The sequence below is a fragment of the Massilia frigida genome, from assembly GCF_011682175.1.
Taxonomy (GTDB): domain Bacteria; phylum Pseudomonadota; class Gammaproteobacteria; order Burkholderiales; family Burkholderiaceae_D; genus Telluria_A; species Telluria_A frigida.
Genome location: NZ_WHJG01000023.1, coordinates 105,651 through 121,971 on the forward strand (window position 1 = coordinate 105,651; position 16,321 = coordinate 121,971).

Annotated in this window: 13 protein-coding genes; 10 read left to right on the forward strand and 3 right to left on the reverse strand. The window is 64.9% G+C overall.

The genetic code is table 11. The features are described from left to right. Positions 1–100 precede the first annotated feature (100 nt). Positions 101–3,259 (reverse strand): S8 family serine peptidase, encoded by a 3,159-nt coding sequence (locus F2P44_RS20765; protein WP_167088946.1) that lies wholly within the window; start codon positions 3,257–3,259, stop codon positions 101–103. Between the two features lie 19 nt (positions 3,260–3,278). Further along, on the reverse strand, positions 3,279–4,064 hold the full coding sequence (locus F2P44_RS20770; protein WP_167088947.1) for an NF038120 family PEP-CTERM protein: 786 nt from the start codon (positions 4,062–4,064) through the stop codon (positions 3,279–3,281). 337 nt (positions 4,065–4,401) lie between these two features. Between F2P44_RS20770 and mepK the strand changes: the two genes are divergently transcribed. From mepK to F2P44_RS20810, 8 genes are all read left to right on the forward strand, one after another. Then, positions 4,402–4,938 carry a peptidoglycan L,D-endopeptidase MepK gene (gene mepK / locus F2P44_RS20775; RefSeq protein ID WP_167088948.1) on the forward strand — a complete coding sequence of 179 codons (537 nt, stop codon included), beginning with the start codon at positions 4,402–4,404 and terminating at the stop codon, positions 4,936–4,938. A gap of 266 nt (positions 4,939–5,204) precedes the next feature. Continuing rightward, positions 5,205–7,190, forward strand: a complete 1,986-nt coding sequence (locus F2P44_RS20780) for a putative bifunctional diguanylate cyclase/phosphodiesterase (RefSeq protein ID WP_167088949.1) — start codon at positions 5,205–5,207, stop codon at positions 7,188–7,190. 106 nt (positions 7,191–7,296) lie between these two features. Next, positions 7,297–8,502 (forward strand): MFS transporter, encoded by a 1,206-nt coding sequence (locus F2P44_RS20785; RefSeq protein ID WP_167088950.1) that lies wholly within the window; start codon positions 7,297–7,299, stop codon positions 8,500–8,502. A gap of 76 nt (positions 8,503–8,578) precedes the next feature. Continuing rightward, positions 8,579–10,006 (forward strand): PQQ-dependent sugar dehydrogenase, encoded by a 1,428-nt coding sequence (locus tag F2P44_RS20790; protein WP_167088951.1) that lies wholly within the window; start codon positions 8,579–8,581, stop codon positions 10,004–10,006. Between the two features lie 167 nt (positions 10,007–10,173). Continuing rightward, positions 10,174–10,617, forward strand: a complete 444-nt coding sequence (locus F2P44_RS20795; RefSeq protein ID WP_167088952.1) for a thioesterase family protein — start codon at positions 10,174–10,176, stop codon at positions 10,615–10,617. A 53-nt stretch (positions 10,618–10,670) separates the two neighbouring features. Continuing rightward, positions 10,671–11,261 carry an RNA polymerase sigma factor gene (locus F2P44_RS20800; RefSeq protein WP_167088953.1) on the forward strand — a complete coding sequence of 197 codons (591 nt, stop codon included), beginning with the start codon at positions 10,671–10,673 and terminating at the stop codon, positions 11,259–11,261. A 16-nt stretch (positions 11,262–11,277) separates the two neighbouring features. Continuing rightward, complete coding sequence (locus F2P44_RS20805) at positions 11,278–11,760, forward strand: hypothetical protein (RefSeq protein WP_167088954.1); 483 nt, start codon at positions 11,278–11,280, stop codon at positions 11,758–11,760. Positions 11,761–11,786: 26 nt separating this feature from the next. Then, positions 11,787–12,713 carry a hypothetical protein gene (locus F2P44_RS20810; protein ID WP_167088955.1) on the forward strand — a complete coding sequence of 309 codons (927 nt, stop codon included), beginning with the start codon at positions 11,787–11,789 and terminating at the stop codon, positions 12,711–12,713. Positions 12,714–12,961: 248 nt separating this feature from the next. Here F2P44_RS20810 and F2P44_RS20815 read toward each other — a convergent pair whose 3' ends face one another. Beyond that, positions 12,962–13,456, reverse strand: a complete 495-nt coding sequence (locus tag F2P44_RS20815; RefSeq protein ID WP_167088956.1) for a DUF3016 domain-containing protein — start codon at positions 13,454–13,456, stop codon at positions 12,962–12,964. 160 nt (positions 13,457–13,616) lie between these two features. Between F2P44_RS20815 and F2P44_RS36615 the strand changes: the two genes are divergently transcribed. Beyond that, positions 13,617–14,354, forward strand: a complete 738-nt coding sequence (locus F2P44_RS36615) for a DNA-formamidopyrimidine glycosylase family protein (RefSeq protein WP_167088957.1) — start codon at positions 13,617–13,619, stop codon at positions 14,352–14,354. Positions 14,355–14,527: 173 nt separating this feature from the next. Then, entirely contained in the window at positions 14,528–16,033 is a 1,506-nt protein-coding gene (locus F2P44_RS20825; RefSeq protein WP_167088958.1) for a response regulator, read from the forward strand. Positions 16,034–16,321 lie beyond the last annotated feature (288 nt).

Below are 16,321 nucleotides of genomic sequence, written 5' to 3' on the forward strand. Positions count from 1 at the left end.
GCCGCTGCAACAGCGGCGCTCCATAAAAAAAGGCTGCGGGCAAGAATGCCGCAGCCTTTTTTCACAGGCGCGCCGGGCGGCGCGCCTGCTCGTGCCAAGCTTACTTCGCCAGTGGCGCGGCGCGACGCGGAGCGTCGAACTGTGGCAGCGGATCGTCGGTATTGACTTCAACCATCGTCATGCCCTGGGTAGCGCCTGCCACCACATAACGCAGTGCGCCCAGGTGACGCTGGTTGGCCGCCAGGCCCGACCAGCTCATGCTGACCGTGCCGGTGCCGCCGACATACGAATACGCCGGTACCAGTGCCTTGAAGTTGCCGTTGGTGGCGCCTGCTGGCAAGACCCACGACGACAGCTTGTACTCGGCTTCGCCGCCGGCTGGCTCGTAACCGATCACGCACACCTTGTAGGCGCCCGCTGCTGGCGAAACCAGTTGCACGCGCTCGTTCGAGCCGCCGTTGCCGCTCGAGGTGATGGCGCCGTTCGGGCCAACCACGATCAGGTCCAGGTCGGATGCTGCGCCGCCGCTGGTGTCGTCGTTGAACAGCGAGAAGCGCGCTGCCATGGTCGATGCTGGCACGTTGACCGTGTGCACGTTCACGCCAGGACCACCGCCGGCCAGGCAAGCTGCCTGGTAGATATCGGCGTCGGTGCCGGCTTCGCCGATGGTGCGCGTTTCCACGACCGCAGGCAGCAGGCCCGATTTGACCGCCGTCATGGCGCCGGTGAAGCCGGTACCGATGGTGATCAGCTTGCTGCCGGTGGCAAATTCGCTCGACACCGACGCCGCTGCCGCCAGGGCCGAACCGCGCACCGTCAGCGGGCTGCGCACGTTGGTCACGCCGTCAGACCAGACCAGGCTGCCGTAGGTCCAGGTATCGACCGGCGCATCGATGCGGGTGACCTTGACCTTGAAGCTGGCTTTCTGGCCGGCGCCGATGGTCAGCGTCGGCGGTTGCACCTCGACCTTGTAGCCAGGCAGGCTGGCCGTGGCGTTGTAGGTCGCGGCGGTGGTGCCGACGTTGGTCACGGTACGGCTCAGGGTCAGGCTGCCCAGCACGTTACTGGCGGTCAGCGACGCCAGGTTCAGGTTGTACGGCTGGATGGTGCCGATCGCCTGGCAGGTCGCGGCGCTGTACACGCCGGCATTCAGGCCGCACAGGAAGCGTGCGTAGTCGATCTCGCTGGCATCGTACACCAGGCCCGGATTGGCGGCGCCGTTCGGCGTCACGTGGCCGGCGCCCTGGCCCCATGGCAAGGTGCCGGTGGCTTTGGCGGTGGTATCCCATTTCACGCCCGCGGTCACGCCGTCCGGCTGGGTGCTGCCGGCGCTGGTCATCAGCGCCGATTTGATTGCCGCTGGCGACCAGGTCGGGTGCAGTTGCTTGAGCAGCGCGGCCAGGCCGGCCACGTGCGGGCTGGCCATCGAGGTACCCGAGTAGAAGGCCCAGTCGGACATGGTCGACGGATTGCCGGCGGCAATCGCATCGCGCTGCGCGCGGGTCAGGTCGGCGGTGACGCCGGCCAGCACGTCGCTGCCCGGTGCGGTGACGTCCGGTTTCAGGATGTTGGCGTTGGCCACGTTCGGTCCGCGCGAGGAGCTGCCGCTCATCACCGGTGCCGCCACGTTCGGATTGACCACGCCTTTCAGGTCGCCCAGCGAAGCGATGGCACTGGTCGGATTGGCGGCGATGTAGCTTTTCAGCGTGGTGCCTTCAGCGACCGGCAGGTGCACGGTCGACAGTGCATGCGACTGGTTGAGGATGGCGTTGTTGGTCACGACGACGTTGGCGATGATCGCACCGACGGCGCCGGCATCCTTGGCGTTCTGGCTCTTGTTGACCAGCACGTTGGCGCCGCGGTCGCACACCAGGATCTTGCCGGCCACCTTGGCCGGGTCGATCAGCGGCTGCTCGCCATCGGCCGCGCCGAAGCACTGCAGCAGTTTCGGCAGGGCCGGATCGACACCGGCCAGGCCGGCGTCGCGCGCCAGGATCAGCGGTGCCGAGCCGGTCGAGGCATTGCTCGACGAACCGGTCAGCTTGGTGCCGTTACCCAGGGTGGCGGTACCGACGAACAGGCGGTTGTGGGAAGAGTTACCGACCGTGGTCAGCCATGGGCTGATGTGCGATACCGGGGCGGGCGTGGCCACGCCAGGGCCGGAATTGCCGCCCGAGGCTGCCACGAACACGCCCGCGCTGGCCGCGCCGAGGAAGGCCACTTCGGTCGCTTCGTTGAAAGCGCCGCCGCCGGCGTTCGGGCCGATCGAGAAGTTGATCACGTTCACGCCGTCTTTGACGGCTTGCTCGATCGCGGCCACGCTGTTGGCGGTGGCGCAACCGTTCTTGCCGGAGGCGGCGTCGGTCCAGCACACCTTGTACGAGGCGATGCGGGCGCGTGGCGCGATGCCGCTGGCAAGACCCAGGGTCAAGGCGCCATTGACGATCGGGGTGTTGGCATTGCCGCCGGCGGTGGTCGAGGTGTGGGTACCGTGGCCGCCATGGCCTTCGGCGCCGGCGACCGAGTCGCGCGGGGAGCTAAATTCGGTCCAGTGCAGGGCCTGGGTAGGCGACTTGAAGTAGCGCGCGCCGATCAGCTTGTTGTTGCAGTTGGTCAGGGCGAAGCCTTCGCCGGTGTCGCAGCTGCCTTTCCAGGTCGACGGCGGCGCGCCGTAGGCCAGGGTGGTGCCCGAGTGGCTCGGCACGCCGTTGGCGTCGACCTTGTCGGCGAACGAGGCATTTTCCGGCCACACGCCGCTGTCGACGATGCCGATGACGATGTTCTCGCCCGCGGCAACCTTGCCGCCAACCTGTTCCCACAGGCCGCCGGCTTTATCCAGGCCGAGGAAGGTCGGGGTGTAGTTGGTGTCCATCTGCATGATGGAGTCGGCCGTGATGTTGGCCACGCCCGCATCTTTTTTCAGCGCGCGCACTTCGGCGTCGGTCAGCATGGCCGAAAAGCCGTTGAAGACGACGTTGAACTTGTGGGTGACCTGGGCCGCGTTGACGCCGCTGAGGACTTTCGATTTCTTGGTTTCGAGGTAGCTGATGTAGTTCTGCACATCGCTCGCGTCGACGTCCAGGCGCTGGCCTTCGGCCGGCTTGGTGGCGGCCAGGCCGGCCACCTGGCCGGTGTAGGTGGCGACCGGCTTGTCGACCAGTTGCACGATGTAGGAACGGCGTACTTCGTCAGCGGAGGTGGTGGTGGCGAGGCCAGCCAGCATCAGCATGACGGCAAGGGAAACAGGGCGGAGTGTCATATTGGAATTCCTTGCGTGCTTAGAGGGTAACCGGGGTCGATGGGGTGCTGCCAGCCTTGCGGCGGCGCGTCAGGCTGATGGCGCCGATGCCCAGGCCCACCAGCAGGAACGATCCCGGTTCCGGCACGGCGTTGAAGCTGATATCGTCCAGCGCGAACTGGGCCTGGCCGTTGGCCGGATTGGCCAGCGAGTTGTAGCAGCCGCCATTGCCGTCGAACAGGCAGGCATTGACCGTCAGGCTGGTCAGCACTTCATTGCGGAATTTCTGGTCGATCAGGGCCGAACCGAAGGTGAAGCTGCCGCCGCCGTTCTGGCCGGGGAATTCCGAGGTGCTCGACACCACGGTGCCGTCGGCACGGATGCCGGAAAATTGCAGCAAGCCATAGTTGCCGTCAGGGATGCTAACCGGTGGCAGGAACGCCAGGCTCAGGCCACCGATCTGGAACTGGTGGCCGGAACGCGTGAATTTCACGCCGCCATCGTTGATAACTGCAAGGAAATTGCCGCTGGCGCCAGCCGGGCAACCGATCGAGAAGCAGGTATCCGGATCGTTGCTGTTGGCGATGGCGGCGAACGGGCCGGTCAGGCTCAGCTCATCGGCAATCGGACTACCGAGAATCAACATGTTGTAGCCGCCCTCGCTGACCGATTCGCCGTTGACCAGGGCGTTCGGCTGGACCGATTCGAAGGTGATAGGACTGGCCATGGCCGGCAGCGCGCTCATCAGGGCGGCTACGGCTGCGATCGTGTGGAGTGCGCGGGTGGCGCGCCGTGGGGTACCCAGCGGGGTGACTGTGCGATTCATCTCTTGCCTTATGTTTGAATTATTTCGATCAATGGGCGTACAGGTCGAGGTGCCTGCTTGCTACTTTTCTTAAAAGTGCAAAAGACTATAGCAAAGGAAATAATTGTTGTAGCAATAATCTCAACGTAAATAATTCATATTTTTAATCATTTCACCAAAGCTTGTTTCGTTTCCTCTATGAAAAGATGCCAAAATGGTCCGTGACAATTTCACCACATTTGCCAACATTGTTTGTGTTAGCTGTACTTGACTCTTTTTCCGTTTGCGCGCGTAATTGCGTGCGCGCGGCGCCAAGGGTGTGTATCATGGGTATTCGTTATAAGCGTAAGGATCGATCATGAACCCACGCCGCTCCTTTCTGAAGAGTTCGGTTGTACTGGCATCGGCACTGAGTCTTCCCGCCATGGCCCGCACCGCCAAGGCTGTACCAGGCGAACGCACCTTGCGCCTGTATAACACCCACACGGGTGAAAGCCTGCGCAGCGTGTTCTGGGCCGAGGGCCAGTTCCTGCCCGAATCGCTCACCGACATCAACAAACTGTTGCGCGACCACCGCAACAACACGGTGGCCCACATCGACCCGCAACTGCTGGTGCTGCTCAACCGGGTCAGCACCCAGCTCGGGCGCGACCCGGTCCTGCACGTCATTTCCGGCTACCGCTCGCCCGAAACCAACCAGATGCTGGCCGAAGCCAGCGATGGCGTGGCGCGCCACAGCATGCACCTCGAAGGCAAGGCCATCGACATCCGCATGCCGGGCCAGAGCCTGGCGCATGTGCACAAGGCGGCGCTCAACGCGCGCGGCGGCGGCGTCGGCTACTACCCCGATTCGCAATTCGTCCACCTCGATACCGGCCGCCTGCGCCGCTGGTAAGTCACTGAAGGGCGCGCGCCGCAGCGCCGGCGCCGCCGCCCCGACTTAATTCCTTGCCATCGCTTTCGCGCCGCCTGCTTGCCATCCTTGCCATGGCGTGACAGCCTGCGCGTGAGTGCGTGCGCGCCCGCTCGCTCCCGCTCCCATCGACAGGCCTTGCCGCACGCTGCCGGCCGGGCTGGCGCGCTGACCTTTCCAGGCCGGCGCCGGAACCTATTGCGCAAGGCGGCGTCTAACCAGTTCAGTCACCCATCTGCACGCAGCGCATGAACGATCACCTGGTCCAGTTTTACGAGGACGACGTCTTTCTCATCAAGGGCCTGGCCGACTACATCGGCGACGCCCTCGAACGCGGCGACCAAGGCATCGCCATCGCCACCAGTGGCCATCTCGACATGCTGCACGAAAGCCTGTTCGCGCGCGGGCTGGTCGACGCGCAGGGCCACAACCCCGGCGGCAGCTACCTGGCCTTGCACGCCGACCACATGCTGCCCATGTTCATGGACAATGGCATGCCCGACGAGCGCCGCTTCCGCACCGCCATCGGCGACGTCATCCGCAAGGCCAGCGAGCAGCACCGCGGGCGCGTGTGCGTGTTCGGCGAAATGGTGGCGATCCTGTGCGCCACCTCGCACTGCTCGCTCAATGCCGTCGGCAAGCACGACGCCGCCCTCCGCGTCGAGCGCTTCTTCAACAACCTGCAGCGCCAGTTCGATTTCGAGCTGCTGTGCGCCTATCCGCTGAACGCCTTTCCGGCCGTCGCCGACGCGCCCATGTTCAACCAAGTGTGCACCCTGCACAGCCACGTGCTGCCGGCCGAGAGCTACGATCCGGCGGCCAGTGTGCACATGCTGCAGCGCACGATCGCCTCCTTGCAGCAGCAAGCCTATTCGCTCTCGACCGAAGTGCGCGACCGCCAGCTGGTCGAGCAAGCCCTGCGCGAAGTCAATATCGACCGCCTGACCGGCCTGCCCAACCGCAATGTGTTCCAGGACCGGCTGGAAATGGACATCAAAAAAGCCCACCGCAGCGGCCTGCCCCTGGCCCTGCTGTTCATCGACCTCGACCATTTCAAGGAAATCAACGACACGCTCGGCCATCAGGTCGGCGACATGCTGCTCAAGCAGGTCGGCCAGCGCCTGCAAACCTATGTGCGCGAGAGCGATACCGTGGCACGCCTGGGCGGCGACGAATTCACCATCACACTGAGCGAACTGAACAATGTCGACACGGTCACCGACGTGGCCCAGAAAATCCGCAACGACCTGGCCAAGCCCTTCCTGCTCGGAAACGAACTGGCGTATATCTCGGCCAGCATCGGCATCACCCTGTATCCGCGCGACGCGCAGAGCGCGGGCGAGCTGCTGCGCAACGCCGACCAGGCCATGTACCAGTCCAAGGACAACGGCCGCAACCGCTTCACCTACTTCACGCCCAGCATGCAAGAGGCGGCGCAGGCGCGCATGGCGATCAGCAACGAGCTGCGCCGGGCCATCGCCGAAGACCAGCTGGCGGTCCATTTCCAGCCCATCATCGACATGCACGACGGCCGCATCCGCAAGGCCGAAGCGCTGGTGCGCTGGCAGCATCCGGCGCGCGGGGCGGTCAGCCCGGTCGACTTCATCCCCATCGCCGAGCACACCGGGCAGATCGTCACGATCGGCAACTGGGTATTTCGCAAGGCGCTGGAGCACGCGCGCCGCTGGCGCAGCGTCGACCAGCAGCTGACGGTGAACGTCAACGTGTCTCCGGCCCAGTTCTATCACACCAATGGCGACAATTGCCGCCACTGGCTGACCGACAATGCCATCGACCTCACCGGCGGCACCGGCCCGCCCGCCGTGGGACTGGAAATCACCGAAGGCTTGCTGCTGGCCTCCAACAGTGCGGTGACGAGGCTGTTGCTGGCCTTCCAGCAGGCCGGCATCAAGATTTCGCTCGACGATTTCGGCACCGGCTATTCCTCGCTGTCCTATCTGCGCAAGTTCAACCTCGACTTCCTCAAGATCGACCAGTCCTTCGTCTACAACCTGGAGCACGACGCGGCCAACGTGGCGCTGTGCGAGGCCATCATCGTCATGGCGCACAAGCTGGGGCTGAAAGTCATCGCCGAGGGCGTGGAAACCGAACAGCAATACGAGATCTTGCGCCGCGCCGGCTGCGATTACGGCCAGGGTTTCCTGTTCGGCGTACCGCTGCCGGCGGACGAGTTCGAGGCGCTGCTGTACGGACGGCTGCCGCCGAGCGCCTGAGCAGCCCTCATTCGCGGAAATAACATGACCGTCAGCAATATTTTCAGCTTGCTCGTACAATTGCCGGATGCGCCCTTGCGCCAACCACGCGCAAGCACGCCACGCCATGGACCACCCTCTCCGCCCCGTCAAGACCATCGCCATTCTCGCCGCGACCCAGATCCTATCCTGGGGCACCCTGTACTACGCCTTCGCCGTCGTGGCCCACGACATTGCGCGCGAGCTGGGCTTGCCGGCGTCCGCCGTGTTCGGCGCGTTTTCCTGGTGCCTGCTGGTGGCCGGCCTCACCGCCACCCCGGCCGGCATGCTGATCGACCGCCACGGCGGACGCCTGGTCATGGCCGGCGGCTCGCTGCTGTGCGGGCTCGGCTTCATCCTGCTGAGCCAGGCGCGGGGCCCCAGCGCCTACTACCTGGCCTGGACCGTGCTCGGCGCGGCCATGCCGGCCGTGCTGTACGAGGCCGCCTTCGCCACCCTCAACCGCCTGTTCGGCATCGGCGCGCGCAAGGCGATCTCGACCATCACCCTGTTCGGCGGCTTCGCCAGCACCGTGTTCTGGCCCCTGACGGTGCACCTGAACGGCAGCGCCGGCTGGCGCAGCACCTACCTGGCCTACGGCCTGCTCCAGTTGCTGCTGTGCCTGCCGCTGCATTTGTTGCTGGGCACGCCAAGCAAGGCAGCCGAGGTGCGCAAACCCGCCGCCACGGGCACCGATTTCAGCTTGGCCCAGGCGCTGCGCCATCCCGCCTTCTGGAAGCTCGCCTTTGCCTTCTCGGCCAACAGTTTCATTTTCTCGGCGCTGTCGGCGCACCTGATTCCCATCCTGCAATCCTACGGCCACCCCTTGTCCAGCGTGGTGTGGATGGCCGCGCTGATCGGGCCGATGCAGGTCGCCGGCCGGATCGGCGAAATGCGCCTGGCCCGCCACGCACGCCCGCAAGCGAGCGGCACTTTTTGCTTCGCGCTCTTGCCCGGCGCCTTGCTCGCCGTGCTGTTCTGGGGCCAGCACCAGGCGGCGGTGGCGCTGTTCTGCGTGCTCTACGGCCTGTCCAACGGCATCCTGACCATCGTGCGCGGCACCTTGCCGCAGATCCTGTTCGGCGCGCGCAACTATGGCGCCATTTCCGGCGCCCTGGCCGGGCCGGCGCTGCTGTCGCGTGCCGCCGGCCCCATCGCCATCGCGACCCTGCTTCAGTTCCAAGCCTCGCCGGCCATGCTGTTTTCGCTGCTGCTGGGCTGCTCGCTGGCCTCGCTCCTGTTCTATCAGTTAGCCGTGCGCAGCGGCACCCCTGCTACCGCCACTGCCCGCTGAACGGCGTGCGATGGCGCACAGACCACCGCCGGCACGGCCCGTATTGTCAATCGCTCAAGACACTGCGGAGGATGACATGCCCACACCCCACCTGCGGACCGTCCTGGCCGCGCTTGCCATGCTCCTGCTGTCCGCCTGCGGCGGCTCGGATGGCGGCAAGCGCCCGGCCGGCAACGGCGCCCTGAGCGTCAACCTGGCCAACCTGCCTGCCGGGCTGCCGGCGGCGGTGCGCATCAGCGGCCCGGCATCCTACGCAAAAACCATCGGCAGCGGCCAGACCTTGTCGGGCCTGGCCCCCGGCAGCTACACCGTCAGCGCCAACAGCATCCTGAGCGGCAACATGACCTGGAGCGCCGCCGTCCCGGTCCAGAGCGCCACCGTGGCCGATGGCGCCACCGCCGTGGTCAACGTCAGCTACAGCAGCAGCACCCTGGCGCTGGCCGTACGCGAAGTGGCCAGCGTGAGCGGCGCCGTGTTCCTTACCGCGCCAGCCGGCGACGCGCGCCAGTTCATCGTCGAGCGCAGCGGTCGCATCCTGGTGATGCAGGATGGCGCACTGCTGGGCACGCCCTTCCTCGACATCCGCAACCGGGTCGCCGTCACCGGCGAAGGCGGCCTGCTGTCGATGGCCTTCCATCCCCAGTACGCCAGCAACGGCTGGTTCTTCATCTATTACACCGACGCCGGCAACGACATCGTGATCGAACGGCACAGCGTGTCCGCCGCCAACCGCAACCTGGCCGAACCATCGGCGGTGCTGGAAATCATCCGCATCCCCCACCCCGGCGCCACCAACCATTACGGCGGCCTGGTCAGCTTCGGCCCGGACGGCTTCCTGTACCTGGGCACGGGCGACGGCGGCGGCGCGGGCGACCCCAACGGCAATGCGCAAAACCTCACTCTCCTGCTCGGCAAAATGCTGCGCCTGGACGTCGCCAATGCGCGCGGCGCGCAGCCGTACGTCATTCCAGCGACCAACCCTTTCGCCGGCCAGTCCGGGCGCCGCGCCGAGATCTGGGCGTCCGGCCTGCGCAATCCATGGCGCTATGCCTTCGACGCCGAGCGCCTGTACATCGCCGACGTCGGCCAGTCCAGGCGCGAGGAAGTCGATATCGCCGCCGTATCCCAGGGCGGCCTGAACTATGGATGGAACATCATGGAAGCGTCGCTCTGCTACAACGCGGCCATCTGCAACAAATCCGGGCTGACCATGCCCGCCTTCGAGTACGATCACGGCAGCGTCAACGGTTGCTCGATCACGGGCGGCTATGTGTACCGGGGCAAGGCGATTGCCGAACTGGCGGGGCGCTACTTTTATTCCGATTATTGCGGCGGCTACCTCAAGAGCTTCCTGTATAAGGACCACAGCGTCACCGAACAGACCAGTTGGACCATCCCCGACATCGACGGCGTGCAATCGTTCGGCCAGGATGGCAATGGCGAGCTGTACCTGATCGCTGCGAGCGGCAAGGTTTACCGGATCGTGCGCGCGGGCACGCCGTAAGACAGCGCGGTAGCCGGCGCGCCAGGCGACGCGCTAGGCGACGCGCCAGGCGATGCGCCAGGCGATGCGCTAGCTGACGCGCTCGCCGGCGCGGTAACAAATCGACCGGGCGGGGCATGACGCGCTAAAATCGGCGTTTGCCCCGTCCATTACGAACCGGTACCCCTATGGCCCGCCTGATCCTCGATTTTCCGGAAGAGCAGTATTACTACACGACCCCGCTGACCGTGCGCGTGACCGACATCAACGGCGCCAACCACCTCGGCAACGACTCGATGATTTCGATGATTTCCGAGGCGCGGGCACGCTTCCTGTACGAATTCGGCGTCGCTGAAACCGAGCGCGACGGCACCGGCATCATCGTCACCGACCTCGCCACCACCTACCGCGCCGAAGCGCACGCGCGCGACCAGCTGCTGTTCGAGGTCGGCGTGATGGATTTCAACAAATACGGCGGCGACCTGATCTTCCGCGTGACCCGTCCGCGCGACAAGAAACAGATCGCCATGGCCAAGTCCGGTTTTGTCTTCTTCAACTACAAGACCACGCAAGTGGTGACGATGCCGGACGACTTCCGCGCCAAATTCCCGCGCGTGAACTGGATCGATTAAAAAATAGTTGGAACTTTTTCGTCCGCGGGCGGCAATACAGGGACGAGACCACCATGACGATGCCGCCCACACCTTCCGACACCGACCTGCTGCACCAGTTGCGCAATGGCGCGGGCGCGGCATTCCACACCCTGTACCAGCGCCACCAGGCGCCCTTGTACCGCTTCGCCCTGCTGCGCACCGGCTCGGGCGACACGGCGGCCGACATCGTCCAGGAAGTGTTCATGGGTTTACTGACCGGCAGCTTGCGCTACGATCCGCTGCGCGGGCTGCTGCTGCACTTCCTGTTCGGCGTGGCGCGCAAGCTGATCCTCAAGCACGAACAGCCGCGCCTGCGCCTGGCCAGCCTGCCCGATGCCGGCGACGATGACGACAGCGCGTTCGAGGCCGGCAGCGACGAAGGCGAACCGCTGGCACGCCTGCTCGACAACGAACTGGCCGAACAGGTGCGGCGCGCACTGAGCCTGCTGCCGCCGCACTACCGCGACGCCGTCATCCTCTACGAGCTGCACGACATGTCCTACCTGGAGATTGCCGCCATCTGCCAGATCGATATCGGCACCGTGCGCTCGCGCCTCTCGCGCGGGCGCGCCGCGCTGGCCAAACGGCTGGCGGCGCACCGTCCCGCCGCCCTGCATGACTGATTGCCGAAAGAGCGCCATGAACCACGATCTCCCTGACCCCGACCTGGCCGCCCCGCTGGCCGCCTTGCGCAGCGCCAGCGCCGCTTGCAGCACGCCCGCGCGAGTGGAACACGCCCTGATGGCCGCCTTTGCCGCGCAGTTTGCGCGCAAGCGCTGGTACCAGCGGCTGTCGCCGGCGCAATGGGGCCTGGCGGGCAGCCTGGGCGGCGCCACGGCGGCGCTGCTGGCCGTGCTGGTCCTGCGCGTCCCGCTGCCCGGCGGCGCCGGCCAGGCGCCGCTGGCGCACCCTGACGACGGCCTGGCCTTCATCGCCCTCGTATCGCAGGAACGGATCGAACAGGAACCGAACCCGCGCATGCTCGAAACCAGCCTGCCGCGTACCGAACTGGCGGCGCTCGGGGTGCCGGTCAGCCCGGACACGGCGGGCGACTCGGTGCGTGCCGAAATGCTGGTGGGCGCCGACGGCGTGCCGCTGGCCCTGCGCCTGAGTTCACAGTAATCCCATTCAACCTCGAAGGAACCATCATGCACACGACCCGACTCCTGTTCGCCGTCCTGATCGGCAGCGCGCTGCTGCCCGCGGCGCAAGCCGCCGTGGCCACGCCCCCCGATCCCTTGCGCTTTATCGGACCGCTGATGCCGATGCACGGCAAGGCCGTCAAGAACGCGCCGTACAGCGCCGAAGCGGTATTTGAGCAGTTGCAGCGCCTGGCCGATGGCAACGAGATCAGCCGCACCAGCATTTCCATGAATTACCGCGACAGCGCCGGCCGCACGCGCCAGGAAATCCGCGACGCCAGCGGCGAGGTGCGCACCATCACCCTGTACGAGCCGGCCGACGGCGTCACCTACATCCTCAACCCGCACCAGAAAACGGCGACCAGGGTGGCCGACCCGAGCGCCACGGCGCGCGCCGCGGCCCGGGCCCGGTTAGCCCAATTGCGCGCCGAAGGCAAGCCGCCCGAACGCCGCCTTGAGGCCACCGACGAAGTGATCGTCAAAGGCGTCGAACGGGCCGGCGGCGACGAGCGCAAGCAGTTCCAGGAAAAGGTGCGCATCCAGATCGCCGACAGCATGGCCGGCTCGCGCCTCGGCCCGGCCATGGCGGGCGCCTTCGGCGATGTGCGCTGGGCGGCCAAGGCCAGCACGCGCGACCTGGGCAGCAAGGAGATCGACGGCGTCAAGGCTGACGGCAAGCTGCGCACCTACGAGATTCCCGCCGGCGAAGTCGGCAACCGCAACGCCATCGTGGTGTCGCACGAAAGCTGGTATGCGCCGGACCTGAAGGTGACCATGTACAGCAAGCACAGCGACCCGCGCAGTGGCGAGCGGACTTACCGCCTGACCAATCTCAAGCGCGATGAACCGGCGCCGGCGCTGTTTGCCGTGCCGGCCGATTACACGGTCCGGGATGTGCTGGCCGAGCGCGCCAAGGCGGCCGCCAGCCGCTGAGCCGCTACGCTGGCGCCGCCTCACGTCGATGCCGTTCAATACCAGGTCGACGTCCGCCAGGAAATCGGCGCGGTCATCGTGGGTGCGCAACTGCCCGGCCATGCTGCGCGCAAACGGGGAATCCGCCGGGCTGAGCTGGGACCAGGCCGTGGCGACCTGTTCACGCAGGCCGGCCAGCTGGCGCGGGCGCAGCACCGGGCCGGGCCGATGATCCGCCGCGCCTGACGCGCGGCAAGTGCGCAGGACGCTTAGCGCGCCGCCAGCGTCTGCTTGAACCAGTCGTCGAGCATCTGTTTCTCGTAGCGCAGCAGCTCGTTGTTGCCGTACTGGTTCATGCGGTTCAGATACTGCATATTGCTCAGTTTTTCCTCACCCGACTTGATCACCTTGCCGCCTTCGGCAAGGCTGTAACGGAAGTGGATATGTGGCCAGTCGGCGCCGCCGTTCATCACGCGCAAATCCTGGCCGCCGCGAAAATTCGGCTTGACCTGGCCGGCCAGGTCGAGGTCGAGCACCTCCACCTTGAGTTCCTGCCCGGGCGGCAGGCTGGCCGCCAGCTTGGCGAAATGGTCCGTCAACTGCTTGAGGACGCGCTCGCGTTCCCACGGTGCGAACGGCACATCGGTAAAGCGGTCCGGCTCGGCATACGAGACCGATGCCGCGGCTGTGGCGGCACTGGCCGGCAGGGCCATCAGCGCCGCCAGCGCGCCTGCTTGCAACACCTTCGTCAATACGGTATTCATGTTGATCCTTTCGATGCGCAACGCGCTTCTTCACCATGAAATATACGCGCTTTTGTCAACGCCGTCGGCGCATGAATTGTCGCCCTTTGTATCGAAATGTTAGCGGCCTCACTGTGCCTTTTCCGCGTTCAATCCAGAATCGGCAAAAAAGGAGATCACCGTGCCCGAAGGACCATCGCTCGTCATCCTGCGCGAAGAAACGACGCGTTTCGTCGGCAAGGAAATTGCCCGTGCCAGCGGCAACACCAAGACCGTCGACCTGGCCAGCCTGGAGGGGCAAAAAATCGTCTCGCTGCGCAGCTGGGGCAAGCACTTCATCATCGAATTGCCGCACACGGTGCTGCGCATTCACTTCATGCTGTTCGGCAGCTACCGCATCGATGAACGCAAGGACAAGCCGCCACGCATGGCGCTGGAATTTACGGATGGCAGCGAACTGAATTTCTACGCCTGCTCGGTCAAGCACATCGAGCCCGACCTCGACGCCATCTACGACTGGGACGCCGACATCATGTCGCCCACCTGGGACGCGGCCAAGGCGCGCAAGAAGCTGCGCGCCGCGCCCGGCATGCTGGCCTGCGACGCCCTGCTCGACCAGGCCATCTTCGCCGGCGTGGGCAACATCATCAAGAATGAAGTGCTGTTCCGCATCCGCCTGCATCCACTCTCGACCATCGGCGCGCTGCCGGCGCCCAAGCTGCGCGCCCTGGTGGAGCAGGCGCGTCAATACAGCTTCGATTTCCTTGAATGGAAAAAGCAGTTCGTGCTCAAGCAGCACTGGCTGGCACACCGCAAGAGCACCTGTCCGCGCTGCGGCATTGCGTTTTCAAAAGGACATCTGGGGATGACAAAACGGCGCGCGTTTTACTGCGAGAAATGCCAAAAACGCTACGGCTGATGGCGCGCTTGCAACAGCGCTGAACCAATCGTCGCGCATGCGGGCAGGGTTTTGTATTGCATGTTGTTAATAGGGTGCAGTCGGTCTACAATCGAACGGTCCCCCTGCGTCTCCGGCAGCTTGTTGGCTATCGATACGCTTGCCTTGCAACATAACGGTATCGGAACTTGTTCATGTCCTTTCTGTCCTCCGCCACGCCCAAACTCGCTCCATGGAAAGTTTTGCTGGTCGACGATGAGCCGGACATTCACGACATCACCAAGCTGACCCTGAGCCGCTTCCGCCTCGACGGGCGCGCCCTGACCTTCTTGCACGCCTACACCGGCGCCGAAGCGAAGCAAGTGCTGGCGCGCGAGAGCGATATCGCGCTGGTGTTTCTCGACGTGGTGATGGAACACGACGACAGCGGCCTGGAAGTGGCGCGCTGGATGCGCGAAGACCTGGGCAACCAGTTCACCCGCATCGTGCTGCGCACCGGCCAGCCGGGACAGGCGCCGGAAGAGCGCGTGATCGTCAATTACGACATCAACGATTACAAGGAAAAGACCGAGCTCGACCGCACCAAACTGTTCACCACCACCTTCGCCGCCCTGCGCGCCTACCGCGACATCATGAAGGTCGAGGAAGCGCGCCTGGTGCAAGCCAATTACCGCGAAGGCTTGGAGCGGGTGATCGCGGCGTCCTCGCACATTTTCCAGCAGCGCAATCTGAAAGACTTTGCCAGCGGCTTGCTGCAGCAAGTCGTGGCTCTGCTGCGGCTGGAAAAAAGCATGCTGCTGCGCCTGTCCGGCGCCAGCGTCATCACCGGCGAAAGCGAATACGAAATCCTGGCCCAGATCGGCGATATCGGCGAGACCATGCTCGGCCCGGAACTGATGGCCCAGCTCGACGATGCGCACAGCAACCGCATTTCGCGTTTGCATGGCGACACCTATGTCGGCTACTTCCCCAACAACAGCGGCAAGGCATCCTTGCTGGTGCTCAAGGGGGTGGAGGAAATCGCCGACATCGATGCGCAACTGCTCGAAGTGTTTTGTTCGGGTGTGGCGATTGCTTTCGATAATATCTTGCTCACGCAAGAGATCACCGATACCCAGGCCGAGCTGATCATGCGCCTGGGCGACGTGGTGGAGTCGCGCTCGAACGAGGCCGGCAACCACGTGCGCCGCATGTCGCAGGTGTGCCATATGCTGGCGCAGGCGTCCGGCATGCCGGAAGATGAAACGGCGGTGCTGATGCATGCGGCGCCGATGCACGACATCGGCAAGATCGCCACGCCGGACGCGGTGCTGCTCAAGCCCGGCAAGCTCACGCCCGAGGAATGGGAAATCATGAAGCAGCACCCGACCGTGGGGCTGTCGATCCTGGACGGGTCGTCGCGGCCGATCTTGAAGGCGGCGGCCGTGATCGCGCATCAGCATCACGAAAAATTCGATGGCAGCGGGTATCCGCAGGGCTTGATGGGGCCGGATATTCATATTTATGCGCGCATCGTGGCGGTGGCCGACGTGTTCGATGCGCTCAGCCACAAGCGCTGCTACAAGGAAGCCTGGCCGCTGGAGGAGGTGGTGGCGCACTTGCGCGAAATCTCCGGCCAGCACCTCGATCCGGTGTTCGTGGAGCTGCTGATTGCCAATATCGATGCGGCGGTCGATATCAACCGGCGCTGGCCGGATTAAATTATGATGGCACCGAAATCACTTCACTTTCGTTAGTTTAAGGTTAAAGAATTGTCGAACTCGGCGAGGTCGGCAATCATGATGAAAGTCGACTAATAGAGTCGTCTGATATTCTGGCCCTATGACGTTTCCGGTGAAACTTGACATCGGCTATGCTGTGAGGTTCTACCGTCCCGGAGTGCGGTCAAGGGCGGCGCGCGCTGCGCGCGTGCCGGCGTAGCGCACCCTTGACGGCATGCAGGGCGCATACGCTGGTCCATGGCCGCCGACGCGGCAGGCCGTGGCGGC